The sequence below is a fragment of the Verrucosispora sp. WMMD573 genome (assembly GCF_027497175.1).
GTDB lineage: Bacteria > Actinomycetota > Actinomycetes > Mycobacteriales > Micromonosporaceae > Micromonospora.
The window spans coordinates 4,720,104-4,738,116 of record NZ_CP114901.1 but is presented as its reverse complement, the minus strand read 5'-3'; the positions used below and the strand labels follow the sequence as shown (position 1 = coordinate 4,738,116).

Annotated in this window: 21 protein-coding genes and 1 riboswitch; of the genes, 18 read left to right on the top strand and 3 right to left on the bottom strand. The window is 71.1% G+C overall.

Features of this window, described 5'->3' with window-relative positions; all coding sequences use genetic code 11:
- Position 1: 1 nt before the first annotated feature.
- Positions 2-649: a hypothetical protein gene (locus tag O7601_RS21625; protein WP_281562912.1), complete on the bottom strand. Its 648-nt coding sequence runs from the start codon at positions 647-649 to the stop codon at positions 2-4.
- Between the two features lie 129 nt (positions 650-778).
- On the opposite strand from O7601_RS21625, the gene O7601_RS21620 reads away from it, so the two are divergent.
- Entirely contained in the window at positions 779-979 is a 201-nt protein-coding gene (locus O7601_RS21620; RefSeq protein WP_281562911.1) for a hypothetical protein, read from the top strand.
- Here the strand turns inward: O7601_RS21620 and O7601_RS21615 are convergent.
- Both O7601_RS21615 and O7601_RS21610 read right to left on the bottom strand, forming a co-directional pair.
- A complete protein-coding gene (locus tag O7601_RS21615; RefSeq protein ID WP_281562910.1) occupies positions 976-1,452 on the bottom strand; it encodes a hypothetical protein in 477 nt (158 codons plus the stop codon). The genes O7601_RS21620 and O7601_RS21615 overlap by 4 nt on opposite strands.
- 293 nt (positions 1,453-1,745) lie before the next feature.
- Entirely contained in the window at positions 1,746-2,627 is an 882-nt protein-coding gene (locus O7601_RS21610) for a universal stress protein (protein WP_281562909.1), read from the bottom strand.
- A 233-nt stretch (positions 2,628-2,860) separates the two neighbouring features.
- On the opposite strand from O7601_RS21610, the gene O7601_RS21605 reads away from it, so the two are divergent.
- The 17 genes from O7601_RS21605 to gcvP all read left to right on the top strand — a co-directional run bounded on the left by O7601_RS21605 (position 2,861) and on the right by gcvP (position 17,956).
- Entirely contained in the window at positions 2,861-3,181 is a 321-nt protein-coding gene (locus tag O7601_RS21605) for an SAM-dependent methyltransferase (RefSeq protein ID WP_281562908.1), read from the top strand.
- Positions 3,182-3,244: 63 nt separating this feature from the next.
- Positions 3,245-4,423 (top strand): PP2C family protein-serine/threonine phosphatase, encoded by a 1,179-nt coding sequence (locus tag O7601_RS21600; protein WP_281562907.1) that lies wholly within the window; start codon positions 3,245-3,247, stop codon positions 4,421-4,423.
- A 47-nt stretch (positions 4,424-4,470) separates the two neighbouring features.
- Entirely contained in the window at positions 4,471-4,944 is a 474-nt protein-coding gene (locus tag O7601_RS21595) for a MarR family transcriptional regulator (RefSeq protein ID WP_281562906.1), read from the top strand.
- A gap of 255 nt (positions 4,945-5,199) precedes the next feature.
- Positions 5,200-5,844: a CDP-alcohol phosphatidyltransferase family protein gene (locus O7601_RS21590; protein ID WP_281562905.1), complete on the top strand. Its 645-nt coding sequence runs from the start codon at positions 5,200-5,202 to the stop codon at positions 5,842-5,844.
- Positions 5,837-6,757, top strand: coding sequence for a DUF881 domain-containing protein (locus O7601_RS21585; protein ID WP_281562904.1), 921 nt, complete (start codon positions 5,837-5,839; stop codon positions 6,755-6,757). Before O7601_RS21590 ends, O7601_RS21585 begins: the two co-directional genes overlap by 8 nt.
- Positions 6,754-7,086, top strand: coding sequence for a small basic family protein (locus O7601_RS21580; RefSeq protein WP_093402419.1), 333 nt, complete (start codon positions 6,754-6,756; stop codon positions 7,084-7,086). Before O7601_RS21585 ends, O7601_RS21580 begins: the two co-directional genes overlap by 4 nt.
- Before the next feature lie 9 nt (positions 7,087-7,095).
- A complete protein-coding gene (locus O7601_RS21575; RefSeq protein WP_281562903.1) occupies positions 7,096-8,019 on the top strand; it encodes a DUF881 domain-containing protein in 924 nt (307 codons plus the stop codon).
- Between the two features lie 56 nt (positions 8,020-8,075).
- Positions 8,076-8,456, top strand: coding sequence for a glycine cleavage system protein GcvH (gcvH, locus tag O7601_RS21570; RefSeq protein ID WP_281562902.1), 381 nt, complete (start codon positions 8,076-8,078; stop codon positions 8,454-8,456).
- 218 nt (positions 8,457-8,674) lie between these two features.
- Positions 8,675-9,127, top strand: coding sequence for an FHA domain-containing protein (locus tag O7601_RS21565; protein ID WP_093402417.1), 453 nt, complete (start codon positions 8,675-8,677; stop codon positions 9,125-9,127).
- A 50-nt stretch (positions 9,128-9,177) separates the two neighbouring features.
- Positions 9,178-9,879: a MerR family transcriptional regulator gene (locus tag O7601_RS21560; RefSeq protein WP_281562901.1), complete on the top strand. Its 702-nt coding sequence runs from the start codon at positions 9,178-9,180 to the stop codon at positions 9,877-9,879.
- A gap of 173 nt (positions 9,880-10,052) precedes the next feature.
- Positions 10,053-10,517 carry a bifunctional nuclease family protein gene (locus O7601_RS21555; RefSeq protein ID WP_013733914.1) on the top strand — a complete coding sequence of 155 codons (465 nt, stop codon included), beginning with the start codon at positions 10,053-10,055 and terminating at the stop codon, positions 10,515-10,517.
- A gap of 199 nt (positions 10,518-10,716) precedes the next feature.
- Positions 10,717-11,313, top strand: a complete 597-nt coding sequence (locus O7601_RS21550) for a MerR family transcriptional regulator (RefSeq protein WP_281562900.1) — start codon at positions 10,717-10,719, stop codon at positions 11,311-11,313.
- 296 nt (positions 11,314-11,609) lie between these two features.
- Entirely contained in the window at positions 11,610-12,008 is a 399-nt protein-coding gene (locus O7601_RS21545) for a group 1 truncated hemoglobin (RefSeq protein WP_281562899.1), read from the top strand.
- Positions 12,009-12,010: 2 nt separating this feature from the next.
- Positions 12,011-13,189 (top strand): globin domain-containing protein, encoded by a 1,179-nt coding sequence (locus O7601_RS21540; protein ID WP_281562898.1) that lies wholly within the window; start codon positions 12,011-12,013, stop codon positions 13,187-13,189.
- Positions 13,186-13,908 carry a DivIVA domain-containing protein gene (locus O7601_RS21535; protein ID WP_281562897.1) on the top strand — a complete coding sequence of 241 codons (723 nt, stop codon included), beginning with the start codon at positions 13,186-13,188 and terminating at the stop codon, positions 13,906-13,908. The genes O7601_RS21540 and O7601_RS21535 overlap by 4 nt, the downstream gene beginning before the upstream one ends.
- Positions 13,909-14,017: 109 nt before the next feature.
- On the top strand, positions 14,018-14,890 hold the full coding sequence (locus tag O7601_RS21530; RefSeq protein WP_281562896.1) for an NAD-dependent protein deacetylase: 873 nt from the start codon (positions 14,018-14,020) through the stop codon (positions 14,888-14,890).
- A 66-nt stretch (positions 14,891-14,956) separates the two neighbouring features.
- Positions 14,957-15,055: riboswitch (glycine riboswitch) on the top strand.
- A 78-nt stretch (positions 15,056-15,133) separates the two neighbouring features.
- On the top strand, positions 15,134-17,956 hold the full coding sequence (gcvP, locus tag O7601_RS21525; protein WP_281562895.1) for an aminomethyl-transferring glycine dehydrogenase: 2,823 nt from the start codon (positions 15,134-15,136) through the stop codon (positions 17,954-17,956).
- Positions 17,957-18,013 lie beyond the last annotated feature (57 nt).

Sequence of the window (18,013 nt, the reverse complement as noted above, 5' to 3'; positions counted from 1 at the left end):
CTCAGCGGGCCGCCACGCCGCGGCTGATCTGCCCGGCCGACTCCTCGCCGAGGGCGACCCGCACCAGTGCCGAGGCGAGCCGACCGAAGTCGACGTCGTCGACGAGCCGGGCCAGCCGGTCGGTGCTGGCGGGCAGTCCGAGTCGCCGCGCGCCGGCCACCGCCCGGCGGTCGGTGTAGGGGCGCAACTGCGGCCAGACCGACTGCACCTCGCGCAGGAAGATGTCCGCGCCGGTGGGCCCGATGCCGGGGAACTCGGTGAGCAGCCGACGAAGCTGCGCCGGCTCGCCGGCCGCCTCCCGATGCAACCGCCGCAGGTCGCCGTGCCATCGGTCCAGGCAGAGCCGGGCGCCCGAGCCGAGCATGGTGGCGGTCCGTTCGTCGTAGCGGCGGTAGTGTCCGCGCCCCAACGCGTCGACCCGTTCCTGCCAGCTGGCGGCCTCCATGGCCTGCGGGGTGCGGTAGCCGGCCGCGAAGAGTTCGCGGGCCGCCGCGACCCCCACCTGGGCCCGGATGCGGGTGCTGAGCAACGTGACCAGCACCAGCAACTGGTACAGCGGCGCCGGTCGGTCGGCCAGCGCGATGCCGGCCTCCTCGGCGTACGTGCGGCGGGTCAGCAGGGACCGCGCCAGCGCCCGTTGGTCGCCCATCCTCGGGGTGTACCCGACGCCGGCCCGGTTAGCCCTCGCCCTGGTCAGCGGGCCGGAATGCCGCCGACGAGGGCGGGTAAGCCGCGGGTGACGCGGCGCCGCGCCGCGCACGGGCGAAGGGAGACGACCGTGACGAACCCGCAGCAGCAGGAACTCCGGCGCAACGCCCTCGGCGAGACCAGCCAGGACAACAAGGGCCCCGACCCGGCCGGCCATCCCCGAAACCGTGGCTCGTCGCCGGGGGACACCGGTCGGCCGGTGCCGCACGGCCAGATGTCGCCGTACGGACCCAGCGGTCGACCGGTCGCCGAGGACGACAGCGACCGTTAGGCCCTTCTGCCAGTTGACGGCCGCAGCCGGTTCCAGGTGGCTGCGGCCGTCAGCCCGAAGGTGAGGTGCGGCACGATGTCGGCGACCCAGTCGACGCGCCGCCAGGTGCGCGGGTCGGTGACGCCGAGCAGGGTCAGCGCCCCGTCCGTCAGTGTCATCAGGCCGCCGCCGAGCAGCGTGGCCGCCCGCAGCATCGGCTGTCGGCGCCCCCGGGCCAGCAGCGCGAAGCCGACCGTCGCTCCCGCGCCGAGACCGTAGCCCAGCAGGGCGCCGAGTCCGCTGCGCCGGTTGTCCGCCTGCTGCGGCGATCCGAGCGACAGGTGGACGGCGCGGGCCAGCTTGCCGGCGCTCTGCTCCGGCGTCTGGCTGGCCGGCCGGGCCCGCGCCGTCATGTCCAGGTAGGTGACGATGTTGAGCGCGGTGGTGCCGACGGCCCCGGCGATGAGGCCGTCGGTCAGGTCGCCGACCCTCACTTCTTAGGATCCCCGGGCTCGCGGTTTCCCTTGGGTCCATAGGCGCGCTCGCCCCGCACGACGCCGCGCCGGCCCCGATCCTCCCGCAGGATCCGGTTGGCAGCCTCGTCGGCCTTCTGGTCCGGCGTGCGCCGGCCCGAGCCGTCGATGGCGTTGCGTAGGCGGGCACGCTGCTTGTCGTAGGCGTTGCTGCCGGGCCGAGGTCCTGGCATCGTTGTATCCCCCTTGGGCCGTCGCCGGTGGCGTACCCGGCCCGTCTACCCGCCTGGGCCGCCGTCAACCGTGCCGGCCGGTCACCGGGGGCCGCGTACCACCGCGACCGGACAGTGGCTGTGGTGCAGCATCGACTGGCTCACCGAACCCAGCAGCAACCCGGTCACCTCACCACGCCCCTGCCCCCCGACCACCAGCAGTTGCGCCTGGCGCGACGCGTCGGTGAGCACCCGGGTGGCCCGACCTCGCACCGACTCCCGGGTGATCGGCACCTCCGGGTACCGCTCGGTCAGCCCGGCGATGGACTCGGCCACCGCACGATCCTCGTCGTCGCGCAACTCGGACTCGTCGTACACCAGCGGCTGCATGTCACCCGGGCCGGTGGACACCGGGTGCCGGTAGGCGTGCAGGGCGAGCACCGCGGCGCCGCGCAGGGCGGCCTCGTCGACGGCGAACTCCACGGCCCGGCGGGACGACTCGGAGCCGTCCACCCCGACCACCACCGCACCGTCGGGGTGCGGCGCGCCGCGCGCCACCAGGACCGGGCAATCGGCGTACGCGGCCAGCTGCACCGCGACCGAGCCGAGCAGCAACGCGGCGAAACCGCCGGCACCGCGGTCACCGAGGACCACCATCGCCGCGCCGGGCGCCTCGGCGAGCAGCACGGCCGTGGCCTCACCGTCGATTATCTCGCCGGTGACCCGCAGCCCCGGCGCGGTCGCCTCGGCCTCGTCGACAGCGTCGGCGACCATCCGTTCCGCCCGCGCCCGCAGGCCCCCGTCGGGGGCGCTCTCCGTGGCCGGCCGGACGGGGGAGTGCAGCGTCGGCCAAATGAACGCGTGCACCACCCGCAGCGGGCGGTCACGTCGGGTGGCCATCGCGGCGGCCAGTCGTACCGCGGCGCGGGCGGGCTCGGAGCCGTCCACGCCGACCACCACCGCCGTCCCGCTGACCGGGTTCACCGTCGCCTCCCTGTGCCGGGCCCGCCGTCGGGACCGGACCGGGTCAGTATCGCCGCCCCGCACGGCCAGCGGGGCGATACCGGTCAGGGACGTGCTGTCGGTACGCTGGCGCCTGGGGAAGGAGCGTCATCGATGGTGGAGCCCGACCAGCCCGGCGACGCCACCGACGTCGGCACCGTCGACCCGGCGTTGCCGCACCGGTTCGTGTCGGGCTGGGTCGTCGCCCGGCCGGGGTGGTCTTCCTCGGCCTGGCGGGGTTTCTCGCCGACGACACCCTCGCCCGCTCGCTGGACGAGCTGTACACGGCGGTGGCGCCGGGCAGCCACCTGGCGATCGACTTCGACACCGAGGAACTCGCGGTGTGTCCGCAGGCGTTGGCGATGACGGGGCCGGCGTTCCGGATGCGTCCGCCGGCCGCGTTCGGCCCGTTGCTAAGCCGGTGGCAGCCCACCTGGGACGGGATCGTGCCGGTGACCCACTGGCGACCGGAGGGACGGCCGGCGGAGGTGCCGGACGCGTTCCACGGTGCCGTCGCCGTGCGGTCGGTCGGGTGACCATGGGCGAAACCACCTCCGTATGATGCTTGCCCCAGAGCAAGTATTTTTCGGAGGATGGTCATGTCGGATGCGTCCACGGGGATCTCCCGCGCCCTGCGCGAGTCCCCGCCCGACCGTGTGGTCGAGGCCGCCGACGTGGCCATCCGGTCGGCGCTCGGCGCGTCGGGCACCATGGTGTTCGTCGCCGACTACCGGATCAGCGGGCTGTGGCCGGTGCTCGATCCCCGTCAGCCCGCCGCGGCGGCCCCGGACGTTCAGGCTACGGTGCAGCGCTGCTTCAGCAGCCAGCAGCCGGTCCGGGAGTCCGGTGAGGACGGGCGCTGCCGCGTCTACGTGCCGCTGACGGTGTGGGGTGAACGGCTGGGCGTGCTCATGGTCGAGTTGGCCGGGGAACCGGCGGAGTCGGTGGTGCGCGAGGCGGCCGACATCGCCGGGGACATGGCCATGGCGCTGCGTGCCGCCGACCGGGAAACCGACCGCTACCGGCGGGCCCGGCGGCGGGAGCGGTTGAGCATGGCCGCCGAGTTGCAGTGGGAACTGCTGCCCGGGCGCAGCGTCAGCCATGACTCCTTCCAGCTGGCCGGCCAGCTGGAACCGGCGTACACGGTGGGTGGTGACCACTTCGACTGGTCGTTGGACGAGGGCCGGCTCACCGTGACCGTGCTCAACGGCGACGGTATCGGGCTCGCCGCCGCCCTGTTGACGGCGGTGACGGTCAACGCCATGCGTAACGCCCGTCGCTCCGGTGGCGGTCTGGTGGAACAGGCCGAACTGGCCTCCGACACGGTCTACTACCAGCATCGGGGGCACCGGCACGTGGCGACGTTGTTGCTCGAACTGGACTGTGTCACCGGGCGGGTGCGGGCGGTGGACGCCGGCTCGCCGCATCTGGTGCGGGTACGCGGCGGCGCGGTCGCCCGGGTCGATCTCGAGCAGCAGCTTCCGCTGGGGATGTTCGGCGAGACCCGTTACGACCTTCAGGAGTTCGACCTCGACCCGGGGGACCGGTTGTTCATCGTCTCCGACGGGGTCTGGGCGGCCGATCCGAGCGGCCGGGAGACCTACGGCGAGCGGGCCATGGCGCGGTCGATGCGGGCGACGCGGTTGCAGCCGCCGACCGAGGCGGTTGGTACGGTGATGCGCGAGTTGCAGACGTTCCACGCGGACACCGACCTGCGCGACGACGCGGTCGTCGTCTGCCTGGACTGGCGTGGCTCGGCCGGTCGGGCACAGGGTTGACCGGCGGATCGGCGCAGGACCAGCGGGACAATCGCAGGGGACATCGGGTGGAGCGACCGGATCTCACCGCGGCGATCGACGCGGCCGCCGAGACGCTGGTGGGCGTGCTCGACTCGGCTGTGTCCCGGCACCGGCTCTCGGTGTCGCCGACCCAGCTGCGGGTGCTGTCCCTGCTGAGTCTCCGCCCGGAGATCAACGTCAACGGACTGGCCGCGCTGCTGGACGTGGTTCCCTCCTCGGCGAGTCGGCTCTGTGACCGGCTGGAGGCGATCGGGTTGGTGCGGCGCACGGCAGACCCGCGCGACCGTCGGGAGGTGCGCCTCGTTCCGACGGCGGCGGCCGAGGTGCTGCTGGCGGAGGTGCGATCCCGCCGCCACGATGCGGTGCGGGCCGTTCTCGACCGGATGCCGGCCCGAGGCCGGCAGGACCTGTTGGGGGCGCTGGTGGCGTTCGGGCAGGCGGCGACGATATCGGGGACCGCGAGCGCCGCCGCCCAAAGCGCGGGAATGCACTTCGACTAGCTTCCTAGGACGGCTTTCGCATAGTGACACCCGTCACAGCCGTGCCAGCCATCATCCGGCACGCGCCCGCTGGGCAGCGAAAGCACAGGGACAGCCCGCTATAGTGGCAGCGCATTCGACCGGCCCGTGATCATCGACGATGGACGGCGGGGCAGGGGATCACAGGGGGCGCCGGCAGCAGCCGGCTGGACACGCGTACGACGCCGCACGGCGGACCTGGTTCGCAGTGCCCGAGCGCGTCGCGGAGGAGGTTCGGTGTCGGGTCGGGCGGCTCGGGCGGAGCAACCGCAGGCCCGCGACGGCAACGGCCGGGGACCGGACGATCGGGTGTTCACCTGGCCGAACCTGATCAGCTTCGTCCGCCTGCTGGGTGTTCCCCTGTTCCTCTTCCTGTTCCTGGTGGTGCGCGCCGACGCTGCCGCAGTCGTGGTGTTGGCCGTCGGTGGCACCAGCGACTGGGTGGACGGCTGGATCGCCCGGCGGTTGGGGCAGGTCAGCCGGCTGGGCGAGTTGCTCGACCCGCTCGCCGACCGGCTCTACATCCTCGCCACGCTTGTCGCGTTCACCGCCCGCGAAGTGGTGCCCTGGCAGTTCACCGCCGCGCTGCTGGCGCGGGAGTTGCTGCTGCTGGGCTCGCTCGGCGTGCTGCGGCGGCACGGCTACGGGCCGCCGCCGGTGCACTACGTCGGGAAGACGGCCACCTTCCTGCTGCTGGCCGCCTTCCCGGTTCTGCTGCTGGCCGCGGTGGTGCCGACGGCCGCGACGGTGGCCGGTGCGATCGGCTGGGCGTTGGCGTGGTGGGGTCTGGTGCTCTACTGGGTCGCTGGCGTGCTGTACGTGATTCAGGCCCGGCAGCTGGTGCGGGCGGTACGCGGTCGGCGGGAGGGCCGTCATGAGTGACGATCCCGGTCAGAGCCGGCGTGGGCCGAGAGCCTTCACTCCGGACTTCCTCACCGAGTTGTTCCGTAATCCGTTGGATCCGGGCTACTCCGACGCGGCGGCGCGGCGGGCGGAGACCGGCCGGCCGGCACGGTCGGGCTGGTCTGTGGGGCCGGTCGGCCTGGTGGTGATCGTGCTGCTCGGTTTCCTGTTCGCGGTGGCCTACCGGCAGACGATGGCCGAGGAGCCGGGGCGTGCGCAGGCCCGTTCCGGCCTGGTGGCGCAGATCAAGCAGCGCCAGGGTGAGACCGACGCCTTGTCGGCTCGGGCCGAGGAGCTGCGTGATGAGGTCAACCGGCAGCGGGAGGCCGCGCTGGGTGGTTCTCGCGCGGCCCGGTTACGGGAGCTGGAGGCGAGTACCGGCCTGGGGCGGGTGCGCGGTGACGGTGTGGTGGTGGAGTTGGCGGACGCGCCGGCTGGTCAGGACTCGCTCGGCGGCGCCGATGCCGGTCCCGCCCAGGTGATCTACCTCGATCTGCAGAGCGTTGCGAACGATCTGTGGGGTGCCGGCGCGGAGGCGATCGCGATCAACGGGCAGCGGTTGACGTCGACGTCGACGATCCGTTCCGCGGGTCAGGCGATCCTGGTGGACTTCCGTCCGGTGACCGGGCCGTACGAGGTGAGCGCGATCGGGCCGGATGGCATGCGCGAGCGGTACGAGGCCAGCGGGAGCGCGTTGACGATGCGTCAGGTGGCGAAGGTGACGGGGTTGTCGTTCGCGGTGCGGGACGCCGATGACCTCACGCTGCCGGCTGCTCCGGAGCCGCGGCTACGCTACGCGGAGCCCGCGGTGAGTCCGAGTGTGTCGTCGTCGGGTGGTGACGAGTCGTCCGGCTCGGGTACGTCCCCCAGTCCCTCCGGAGGTGGTCGATGATCGCGGTGCTGGCCCTGTTGGCCGGGGTGCTGCTCGGGCTGTGGCTTGATCCCACGGTGCCGGCGGCGTTGCAGCCGTACCTGCCGATCGCGGTGGTGGCCGCGTTGGACGCGGTGTTCGGTGGGGTTCGGGCGAAGCTGGACCGCATCTTCGACGACAAGCAGTTCGTGGTGTCGTTCATCTCGAACGTGCTGGTGGCTGCGCTGATCGTGTATCTGGGTGACCAGTTGGGGGTGGGCGGCCAGTTGTCCACCGGTGTGGTGGTGGTGTTGGGGGTTCGTATCTTCGGCAACGTGGCGGCGATCCGTCGGCACCTGTTCCGGGCGTAGGTTTGTGGCGTGAGTGACGAGCACACGCAGACGGGTACGGGGTGGCCGCAGCCGGCGGAGCCGGCGCGGCCGGATGGCCCGGCGGGGGAGCCGGATCCACGCCCGGAGGCGCCGGATCCGGACGAGTTGAGTCCGTTGTCGCCGCAGGGGCGCCCGGCGGAGGAGGACGAGGATCCGCCGGGCGGGGTGGCGCCGGTGGAGTCCGCGGAGGGGGTTGCCGCGGTGGTGTCGCCGTGGCGGCGGTTCAGCTCGGCGGCGGTGATGATCGTCGTGTTGCTGGGGTTGTTGGGGTTCACCCTGGCGGTGCAGTTGAAGATGACGTCGACGGATTCGTCGTTGGCGGCGGCGCGGCAGGAGGATCTGGTGCGGATCCTGTACGACCTGGAGGCGCGGGAGATCCGGTTGCGGCAGGACATCGCCGCGTTGGAGGAGAGTCAGCGGCAGTTGCGTTCGGGCGAGCAGGGGCGTCAGGCCGCGTTGGAGGAGGCGACCCGGCGGGCGGACGAGCTGGGCATTCTGGCCGGTACGTTGCCGGCGCGGGGTCCGGGTCTGACGGTGCGGTTTCAGGCGGGGGCGAAGCCGATCTCGGCGGTGCGGGTGCTGGATGCGGTGCAGGAGTTGCGGGGTGCCGGGGCGGAGGCGATGCAGATCTCCGGTGGTGACCAGGCGACGGTGCGGATCGTGGCGTCGACGTACTTCCTCAACGGGGAGAACGGCGCGTTGATCGTGGACGGGCGTCCGTTGACGGGGCCGTTCACCATCACGGTGCTGGGTGACCCGGCGACGATGCGTACGGCGCTCAACATTCCTGGTGGGGTGGTGGCGTCGGTGGCTGGCGACGGCGGTAACGTGATCGTTGAGGAGCGTGAGGTTGCCGAGGTGTCGGCGCTGCACGTGCCCCGCCCGCTGGAACATGCCCGTCCGGTCTCCTGAAGGTCGGCGGGCCGGCACCGGTCTGTCCGGTGTCGCGATGGATGAGGACGCTGCTGGTGATTCCTGAGGATCTGCGTTACACCGCCGAGCATGAGTGGGTGGCCGTGGCGGACGGTGGGGCCGTCCGGGTGGGCATCACTCAGTTCGCGCAGGATGCGCTCGGCGACATCGTGTATGTGCAGTTGCCGGAGGCGGGTGCGACGGTGGCGGCCGGTGAGTCGTTGGGTGAGATCGAGTCGACCAAGAGCGTGTCGGAGCTGTACGCGCCGGTGGCCGGTACGGTGTCGGCGCGTAATGAGGCGTTGGTCGACACCCCCGAGGTGGTCAACAGTGATCCGTACGGCGCGGGTTGGTTGGTGGAGATCACCGTGGCGAATCCGGCGGTGGTGGAGGGTCTGTTGAGTGCGGCTGCGTATCGCGAGTTGACCGAGAGCTGAGCTTTTTGCTGTGCGGGCGGGGCGGTGTATGCCGCGCGTCCGGTTGCCCTGTTTTTCGGCGCTGGCTAGGCTCGCCCAGTCGACCGAGAACCCATTAGTTGAGCGTCGCGGACAGCCTTTCGGGGCACGGAGAGCCAGCCGCCGGGTGGATGAGAGCCCGGCGGCCAGACCCGCCGTCACCCGACGCCGACCGAAACAGATTCCGTGAGGTGGTCCCCATGACTCGCCCAGGCGACGAGTTCCCCCCGCTCGACGTCACGTCGACGCTCAATCTCGGTTCGCTCGAGGAAGCGCTGGAGGGGCCGGACACCGATGTGGTGCCGAGCCGGATGTCCGGTTCGCTGCCGCCGGGGATGGCGCTGCTGGTGGTCCGGCGGGGGCCGAACGCGGGTGCCCGGTTCCTGTTGGATCACGATGTGACGACCAGTGGCCGGCATCCGGACAGTGACATCTTCCTCGACGATGTGACGGTGTCGCGTCGGCATGCGGAGTTCCACCGTGATGGTGGGACGTTCACTGTGCGGGACGTGGGCAGTTTGAACGGCACGTATGTGAACCGGGAGCGGGTCGAGGCGGCGACCTTGAGCAACGGTGACGAGGTGCAGATCGGCAAGTTCCGGGTGGTGTTCATCGCCGGTCCGCGCCCGGAGGGTGAGGCCGGCCGGGGGTGAACGAGCCTGCGGCCTCCAGGTCGTCCGGGGTGGGTGGCGCCCGGCCGTTGATGAGTATCGGCGAGGTGCTGGCCCAGTTGCGGGCGGATTTTCCGGACGTGACGATTTCGAAGTTGCGGTTTCTTGAGGCTGAGGGCCTGGTGGAGCCGCAGCGTACGGCGGCGGGTTACCGGAAGTACGGCTGGGACGATGTGGCGCGGCTGCGGTTCGTGCTGACGGCGCAGCGGGATCAGTATCTGCCGTTGCGGGTGATCCGTGAGCAGTTGGCGCGGTGGGACGCCGACGGTGAGGTGCCGGAGGGGTCGCGTCCGGCGTTGGTGGCCGTGGGGCCCGACGGTGAGGTGCCGGGTCGTGGTGCGGCGGCGTCGGTCGAGTCGGCGCAGGTCCGGTTGGATCGTGCCGAGTTGGTGGCGCGTAGTGGTCTGGACGAGTCGACGTTGGGTGAGTTGGAGCGGCTCGGGTTGGTGGTGTCGGATCCGCCGGGTTGGTATGACGGCGACGCCTTGATCATTGCGCGGGCGGTGGCGGGTCTGGCTGCGTACGGGTTCCAGCCGAGGCATCTGCGGGGTTATCGGACGGCGGCGGATCGCGAGGTCGGTTTGTTCGCGCAGTTGGTGGCGCCGTTGGTGCGGCAGAGTGATCCGGCGGCGCGGGCGCGGGCGGCGGAGACGGCGCGGGAGTTGGTGGCGTTGTCTCAGCAGTTGCATGCGGCGTTGGTGCGGGTGGGGTTGCGTTCGACGTTGGGTCGGTGAGGCGCGTGTGCGTACTGATCGGCTGGTTGGTGAGTGGCGTAGGCTTGCGGGGGTAACCCCTCTTCTGGCGCGGTTGTGGGTGCGTGTAGCGCATGAGACGGCCGTGTCGCGGTCCGTGTACCGTGCAGAGAAGGGCGCGGTGCGGCGTAGGTGACAACGACACGGAGGCGGCGGTGCGCGAGCTGAGCGTGGTCGGGGTTCGGGTGGAGTTGCCCAGTAACCAGCCGATCGTCCTGCTCAGGGAGGTCGAGGGGGACCGCTATCTGCCGATCTGGATCGGCGCGGTCGAGGCGACGGCGATCGCTTATGAGCAGCAGGGTGTCAAGCCGGCGCGTCCGTTGACCCATGATCTTCTGCGGGATGTGTTGGCGGCGTTGAAGGCGCCGTTGCGGGCGGTGGAGATCACCGAGTTGAAGGAGAACGTGTTCTTCGCTGATCTGTTGATCGGTGATGGGGTGCGGGTTTCGGCTCGGCCGAGTGATTCGATCGCTCTGGCGTTGCGGGTGGGTGCGCCGATTCGTTGTGCGGAGCAGGTCCTCAGTGAGGCGGGGATCGTGATTCCCGACGAGCAGGAGGACGAGGTGGAGAAGTTCCGGGAGTTCCTGGAGCAGGTTCGCCCGGAGGATTTCGCCGGCTGAGGTTCGGCCCTGCCGGTGTCGGTGGGAAGGCCGCGTGGGCGGTGACTGTCGGTGATGGTGATGGTCATCGCTGTCGATGCGCGGCGTGTCGCGACGGTTTCTCCGTGGTAACTCCTGGCGGTCGCTATAGGGTTGCCGTGTCGAGGGGTGCGCGTCCCGGAAAGCGGCGTGGCACCGCACTGACGGGGAGGTTGTCCGGATGTACGAGCCGCGGGATTCCGATCAGGGTGCGGTGTCGGGTGAGCCGGGTGGGATGCCTGGGTCGGCAACTGACGGTGACGGTGCGGTGGGGTACCGGGGTGTGACGGCCTGCCATGCGGTGGGGATCAGCTACCGCCAGTTGGATTACTGGGCGCGTACGGCTCTGGTGGTGCCGAGTGTGCGGGACGCGTCGGGTTCCGGCACGCAGCGGTTGTACTCGTTTCGCGACCTGGTGGTGTTGAAGGTGGTGAAGCGGCTGCTGGATGCCGGGGTGTCGTTGCAGAACATCCGCAAGGCGATCGAGGCGTTGCGGTCGCGTGGGGTGGCGGATCTGGCCGGCATCACGTTGATCTCCGATGGGACGACGGTCTACGAGTGTCGTTCGCCGGAGGAGGTGGTCGACCTGTTGCAGGGCGGCCAGGGGGTGTTCGGCATCGCGATCGGTGGCGCGTTCAAGGAGATCCAGGGTTCGTTGTCGCATCTGCCGGCGGAGCCGGCGGCGGTGTCGGTGGAGCGGGGGCCGTCGGAGGTTGCCGAGGGTGGTGCGGTGGGCGACGAGTTGGCCGCGCGGCGGGCCCGGCGGCGGGCGGGTTGAGTCGTTCCACTGTGTCGTGTCCTCGGGCGTGGCGTTGGTGAGATTCGGCTGGCCCTGGTCGATCACCGTGGGTGTGGTTCCGGTTGTCTCGGTGTGACGGTTTCACGTGAGATTTGTGACTCTTCGTGTCTGGTTGTAGCCGGGATTCCTATGGGCCGGCGGTGACGGGGCGGACGCGGCACGCTATCGTCCGACACGGTCTGCTGGCTGCCGCTGCCGTGGGTGGTTCCGGTGTCGGTGGGTCGTCGTTGCGCGCGCTGACACCGCGCGTCCCCTCACGACGGAAGGAAACAACCGTGACGGTTACCGAGGAGACCGCTCCGGTCCCGCATTACGAGCGCATCGGCGGGGCGGCGGCGGTGAAGGCCGCTGTCGAGCTGTTCTACGACCGGGTGCTCGCGGATGCGGAGCTTGCCGGTTACTTCGCCGAGGTGGACATGGCGGGGCAGCGTCGGCATCTGGCGTTGATGCTGACGGTGGTGCTGGGTGGACCGAACGAGTACACCGGCCGGGATCTGGCGTCGGCGCATCAGCCGTTGAACATTCCGGTGGCGCACTACGTCAAGGTTGGTGAGCATCTGACGGCGACGTTGACGCAGCTGGGTGTGCCGGGTGACATCATCGCCGACGTTCAGGCGGTGCTGGCGCAGGTGCAGGACCAGGTGGTGGCCGGCGGGGACCAGGCGGGCGCCTGAGCGTGGACGTGCCCCGGCTCAAGCAGAGCTGGTCGCTGGTGGCCGCGCACGGCGACCAGGTGCCGCTCTACTTCTATTCGACGCTGTTCCTGGCGTATCCGGAGACCCGGCAGATGTTCCCGACGAACATGGCGGGTCAGCGGGATCGGCTGGTGACCGCGCTCGGTCACATCGTGTCCCAGGTGGACCAGGTGGACCGGCTGGTGGGTTTCCTGCAGGATCTCGGCGTCGACCACCGCAAGTTCGCGGTGCGGGCGGAGCATTACCCGGCGGTGGGGGAGGCGTTGCTGGCGACGTTGCGGCATTTCCTCGCCGACCAGTGGACCGACGAGTTGGCGCAGGACTGGACGGCGGCGTACGGGCTGGTGGCGCAGGTGATGTCCGAGGCGGCGCAGGCCGCTGAGGCGACGAGTCCACCGTGGTGGGTGGCGGAGGTGGTGGGGCACGAGCGGCGGGCGTTCGACGTGGCGGTGCTGACGTTGCGCCCGCAGTATCTGTTGCCGTTCACCGCGGGTCAGTCGATCGGGGTGTCGCATCCGGCGGTGCGGTCGTGGCGGTACTACTCGCCGGCGAACGCGCCGCGCGCGGACGGCACTGTCGAGTTGCATGTGCGGGCGGCGCCGGGGGGTGCGGTGTCGTCGCGGCTGGTGTATGGGTGTGCGGTGGGTGACCAGGTGCATCTGGCCGCTCCGGTGGGTGACGGGTTGACGTTGCGGGCGGCGGGTTCGGCGGATCTGCTGCTGCTGGCCGGTGGTACCGGTTGGGCGCCGCTGAAGGCGTTGGTGGAGCAGGTGGCCGCGGAGGGTTCCCGGCGTCGGGTCGACGTGTATGTGGGGGCGCGTTCGCGCAGCGAGTTCTACGACGGTGACGCGTTGGAGAAGTTGGTCACCTCGTACGCGTGGTTGTCGGTGACGCAGGTGGTGGGGTTGGACCTGAACCGGCCGGGGGAGTTCGTGTATCCGGTGGACCGGGCGCTGGCCGACGGTGACTGGCGGTCCCGGCAGGTGTACGTGTGTGGTTCCGACGACATGGTGTCGCACACGGTGGCGACTTTGACCCGGTCCGGTTTTCATGCCGGGCAGGTGCATCACGAGGGTCTGGGTAGGCACTGGTACGGCCCCTCGTGGCGGACGGCGGTGGGAGGCCCCGCTGTCTCTGACGATTCCGGAGGTGCCCGGTGAGTGAGCCTCGTGGCCGCGAGTGGCGGGCCGGTGCGGTGAGTGCGACCCCGGTCGGCAGGTACGACGGTGCGCAGGTCGCCGGTGGTGTGCAGGTGCGGATGACCGCCGACCGGGTGCGCCGGTGGGAGTTCGGGTCGTCGTCGTTCGGGCGTCGTGGTTACGACCAGAACGACGTGGACCGGTTCCGGGTGCAGGTGGCCGATGAGTTGGATTTGCTGTCGACGCAGGTGGCGAATCTGCGGGCGGAGAATGAGCGGCTCAACGATCATGTGGAGTTGCACCGGCACGGGGTGATTCCGAGTTCGGAGCCGGCGGCGAAGGTGCCGGCGGCCAAGGAGGTGAATCTGCTCTCGGCGGCGCAGCGGGAGGCCGAGCAGATCATCGCCCAGGCGCACGACTACGCGCGGCGGGTCGCCGAGTACGCCCGTACCCAGTACGAGAGCTATGTGCGGGCGGCGGTGGAGGAGGCCCGTCAGGAGGCGGAGCGGGCGGTGCAGGACTATCACGTGGCGGCGGGGCCGACGTTCGACGACGGGGTGGCCGCGCGGGAGGCGCTGCGGATCTACGGCGAGATGATGATCTCGCACATGCAGGCGGCGGCGCGGCATCTGGACGACGGCAGTGAGCAGTTGTCCCGGACGATGGAGCGCATCGGTGCGCAGCCGGCGGCGGCGGGAGCGGCGGCGGCCCGGTCGTTGCCTCGGCATCAGCAGCGCTGACGCGAGCCCGTCCGGCGGTGCGGCGGCTGCCGTGAGTGCCACTGGTGGCGGGGTGAACCGCCGCCGGTGGCGTTCGTCGCCGTCGGCGGGGCTGGGGCACGATGGGTGGGTGCAGGAGCTGATCGAGCCGTTGGCGGGTCTGGTGGCCGCCGGTGAGGTGGTGGTACTCAGCGGCGCCGGGTTGTCCACCGAGTCCGGCATTCCCGACTATCGGGGACCCAGTGGTGTCGCCCGCCGGCACACCCCGATGACGTATCAGACGTTTCTGGCGGATCCGGTGGCGCGTCGCCGCTACTGGGCGCGCAGTCATCTGGGGTGGCGGTTGATCGCCCGTGCGGCCCCCAACGACGGGCACCGGGCGGTGACGCGCCTGCAGCGCGCTGGGCTGGTGACGGGGATCATCACGCAGAACGTCGACGGGTTGCACTCGGCGGCCGGTAGTCGGGACGTGACGGAGTTGCACGGTCGGCTCGACGAGGTGGTCTGTCTGGGGTGCCGGCGTCGGACGTCGCGGGCGGAGTTGGACGGGCGGCTGCGGGCGGCCAATCCCGGGTTCGCCGGGCAGGCCGCCGCGGTCAACCCGGACGGTGACGTGGATCTCGCTGACGCGCAGGTGGCGGCGTTCCGGACGGTCGACTGCGTGGCCTGCGGCGGGCTGCTCAAGCCGGATGTGGTGTTCTTCGGTGAGACGGTGCCGGCGGCGCGGGTGCAGTCGTGTTTCGCGACGGTGGAGCAGGCCCGGCTGCTGCTGGTGCTGGGGTCGTCGTTGACGGTGATGTCGGGTCGCCGGTTCGTGTTGCGGGCGGCGAAGCGCAACGTGCCGGTCGTGATCGTCAACCAGGGGCCGACCCGCGGTGACGGGTACGCGTGCCTGCGGGTGCAGGCGCCGCTGGGACGGCTGTTGCCGGCGCTGGCCGACCGGCTGCTCGCTGCCGAGCAGCCGGTGGGGCCGGCGACGGCGCCGGCGGCGTCGATCGGGTGAGTGGGGCGCAGGTCAGGGGCTTCGGTGCGGGCCGTCAGGCCCGCTGGTAGCGTTGATCGCGCCGGTAGCACCGACGTGGGAGAGACCGCCTGGCGACAGCCGGGACGGCGCCGAAGGGGCAAATCCTCCCCGGAACCTCTCAGGCAGAAGGACCACGTCGGGTCAGGCACTGTGGAGCGCCCGCGGGGTGTGACAGAGGGGGAGGGCCGACCTGTCGACCCCCCGCCCCTCGCAGGAGCGCCCATGACCGCCGAGCAGTTCGCCGACCGTCACATCGGTCCCGGCCCCGACGACGAGCGCCGCATGTTGGACGCCGTCGGGTACGCCTCGATCGACGAGTTGATGGACGCGGCCATTCCCGAGGTGATCCGCTGGCACGGCCGGCTGGACCTGCCGCCGCCGGCCAGCGAGCACGACACGCTGGCGGAGCTGCGGGCCCTGGCGGCCCGTAACACGGTCGCCGTCTCCATGATCGGGTTGGGGTACCACGGCACCCACACCCCGGCGGTGATCCGCCGCAACGTGTTGGAGAATCCGGCCTGGTACACGGCGTACACGCCGTATCAGCCGGAGATCAGCCAGGGTCGGCTGGAGGCGCTGCTGAACTTCCAGACCGTGGTGTCGGATCTGACCGGGCTGGGCACCGCGAACGCGTCGATGCTCGACGAGGGCACCGCGGCGGCGGAGGCGATGACACTGGCGCGGCGGGCGTCGAAGAGCGGCAGCCGGGTGTACGTGGTCGACGCCGACGCTCTGCCGCAGACCATCGCGGTGATCGCCGGCCGGGCGGAGCCGCTCGGTATCGAGGTGCGGGTGTTGGATCTGGACGCGCAGCCGTTGCCGGCGGAGTTCTTCGGGCTGCACCTGCAGTATCCGGGGGCGTCCGGGGCGGTGCGGGACCACGTCCCGCTCGTCGAGGCCGCGCATGCGGCGGGCGCGTTGGTGACGGTGGCGGCGGACCTGTTGGCGTTGACGGTGCTGCGGCCGCCGGGGGAGATCGGCGCGGACATCGCCGCCGGCACCACCCAGCGGTTCGGGGTGCCGATGGGGTTCGGTGGGCCACACGCCGGCTACCTGGCGGTGCGGGCCGGTCTGGAGCGGATGCTGCCGGGCCGGCTGGTCGGGGTGTCCCGGGACGCGGCCGGCGCGGCAGCGTACCGGTTGGCGTTGCAGACCCGCGAGCAGCACATCCGGCGGGAGAAGGCGACAAGCAACATCTGTACCGCGCAGGTGCTGCTGGCCGTGATGGCCGGCATGTATGCCGTGTACCACGGCCCGGACGGGCTGCGGGAGATCGCGGCCCGTACCCATCGGATGGCGGCCCGGCTGGCCGCCGGGTTGCGTGCCGGTGGGGTCGAGGTCGCCGACGTCGCGTTCTTCGACACGGTGACGGCGCGGGTGCCGGGCCGGGCCGGGCAGGTGGTTGCCGAGGCGCGGCGGCGTGGGGTGAACCTGCGGCTGGTCGACGCCGACCGGGTCGGTGTGTCCTGCGACGAGACCACCACGGTCGAGCAGCTGGCGGTGGTGTGGGCGGCGTTCGGTGTCGACGGTGTCGACGCCGAGGTGCCCGAGGTGTTGCCGGCCGAGCTGGCCCGCACCAGTGATTTCCTCACCCATCCGGTGTTCCGTGCGCACCGGTCGGAGACGGCGATGCTGCGGTACCTGCGTCGGCTGGCGGATTTCGACTACGCCCTGGACCGGGGCATGATCCCGCTGGGGTCGTGCACGATGAAGCTGAACGCCACCACCGAGATGGAGCCGGTGAGCTGGGCCGAGTTCGCGAACATCCACCCGTTGGCGCCGGCGGAGCAGACCGCCGGCTACCGGGAGTTGGTCGGCCAGTTGGAGGGGTGGCTGGCGGAGCTCACCGGCTACGACGCGGTCAGTGTGCAGCCCAACGCCGGTTCGCAGGGCGAGTTGGCCGGGCTGCTGGCGATCCGGGCGTGGCACCGCAGCCGGGGTGAGCGGCACCGCGACGTGTGTCTGATCCCGTCGTCGGCGCACGGCACCAACGCGGCCAGCGCGGTGATGGCGGGGATGCGGGTGGTGGTGGTCGGCTGCGACGCCGACGGCAACGTCGACCTGGTCGACCTGGACGCGAAGATCGACGCGCATCGGGACACCCTGGCGGCGATCATGGTGACGTATCCGTCGACGCACGGGGTGTACGAGACGGGTATCGCGTCGCTGTGCGCGAAGGTGCACGACGCCGGTGGGCAGGTGTACGTCGACGGGGCGAACCTGAACGCGTTGGTCGGCTACGCCCGGCCGGGCCGGTTCGGGGCGGATGTGTCGCACCTGAACCTGCACAAGACGTTCTGCATTCCGCACGGCGGTGGTGGTCCGGGGGTGGGTCCGGTGGCGGTGCGGGCGCATCTGGCGCCGTTTCTGCCGGGCGATCCGGCCGGTGCGCCGGTGGACGGGCGGCCGGCGATCGCGGCGGCCCGGTACGGGTCGGCGGGGATCCTGCCGATCCCGTGGGCGTACCTGCGGATGATGGGCGCCGACGGTCTGGCCCGGGCGACCGGGATGGCGGTGCTGGCGGCCAACTACGTGGCGGCGCGGCTGCGGGAGCACTTCCCGGTGCTGTACGCGGGCAACAAGGGTCTGGTCGCGCACGAGTGCATCCTGGATCTGCGGCCGGTGACGAAGGCGACCGGGGTGAGCGTCGACGATGTGGCCAAGCGGCTCATCGACTACGGGTTCCACGCGCCGACGATGTCGTTCCCGGTGGCGGGGACGCTGATGGTGGAACCGACCGAGAGCGAGGACCTGGCCGAGTTGGACCGGTTCTGCGACGCGATGATCGCCATCCGGGCGGAGATCGACAAGGTGGGTTCGGGTGCGTGGCCGGCCGGGGACAATCCGCTCGCCAACGCGCCGCACACGGCGGCGATGGTCGGCGCGGACGACTGGCCGCATCCGTACCCGAGGTCGGTGGGCGCGTGGCCGGCCGGGGTGGACCGGGTGGGGAAGTACTGGCCGCCGGTACGTCGGGTCGACGGCGGGTACGGCGACCGGAACCTGGTTTGCTCGTGCCCGTCGCCGCAGGCGTACGAGAGCTGACCGGGCCCGGTACCGCGCCGACCTGGTCGTGGCCGTCCCTGACCGGGGGACTAGCCT

Coding starts and splice junctions, on each gene's coding strand:
- O7601_RS21625 (WP_281562912.1), bottom strand. CDS start 649: ATGGGCGACCAACGGGCGCTGGCGCGGTCCCTGCTGACCCGCCGCACG.
- O7601_RS21600 (WP_281562907.1), top strand. CDS start 3,245: ATGTCGGATGCGTCCACGGGGATCTCCCGCGCCCTGCGCGAGTCCCCG.
- O7601_RS21585 (WP_281562904.1), top strand. CDS start 5,837: ATGAGTGACGATCCCGGTCAGAGCCGGCGTGGGCCGAGAGCCTTCACT.
- O7601_RS21580 (WP_093402419.1), top strand. CDS start 6,754: ATGATCGCGGTGCTGGCCCTGTTGGCCGGGGTGCTGCTCGGGCTGTGG.
- O7601_RS21565 (WP_093402417.1), top strand. CDS start 8,675: ATGACTCGCCCAGGCGACGAGTTCCCCCCGCTCGACGTCACGTCGACG.
- O7601_RS21560 (WP_281562901.1), top strand. CDS start 9,178: ATGAGTATCGGCGAGGTGCTGGCCCAGTTGCGGGCGGATTTTCCGGAC.
- O7601_RS21550 (WP_281562900.1), top strand. CDS start 10,717: ATGTACGAGCCGCGGGATTCCGATCAGGGTGCGGTGTCGGGTGAGCCG.
- gcvP (WP_281562895.1), top strand. CDS start 15,134: ATGACCGCCGAGCAGTTCGCCGACCGTCACATCGGTCCCGGCCCCGAC.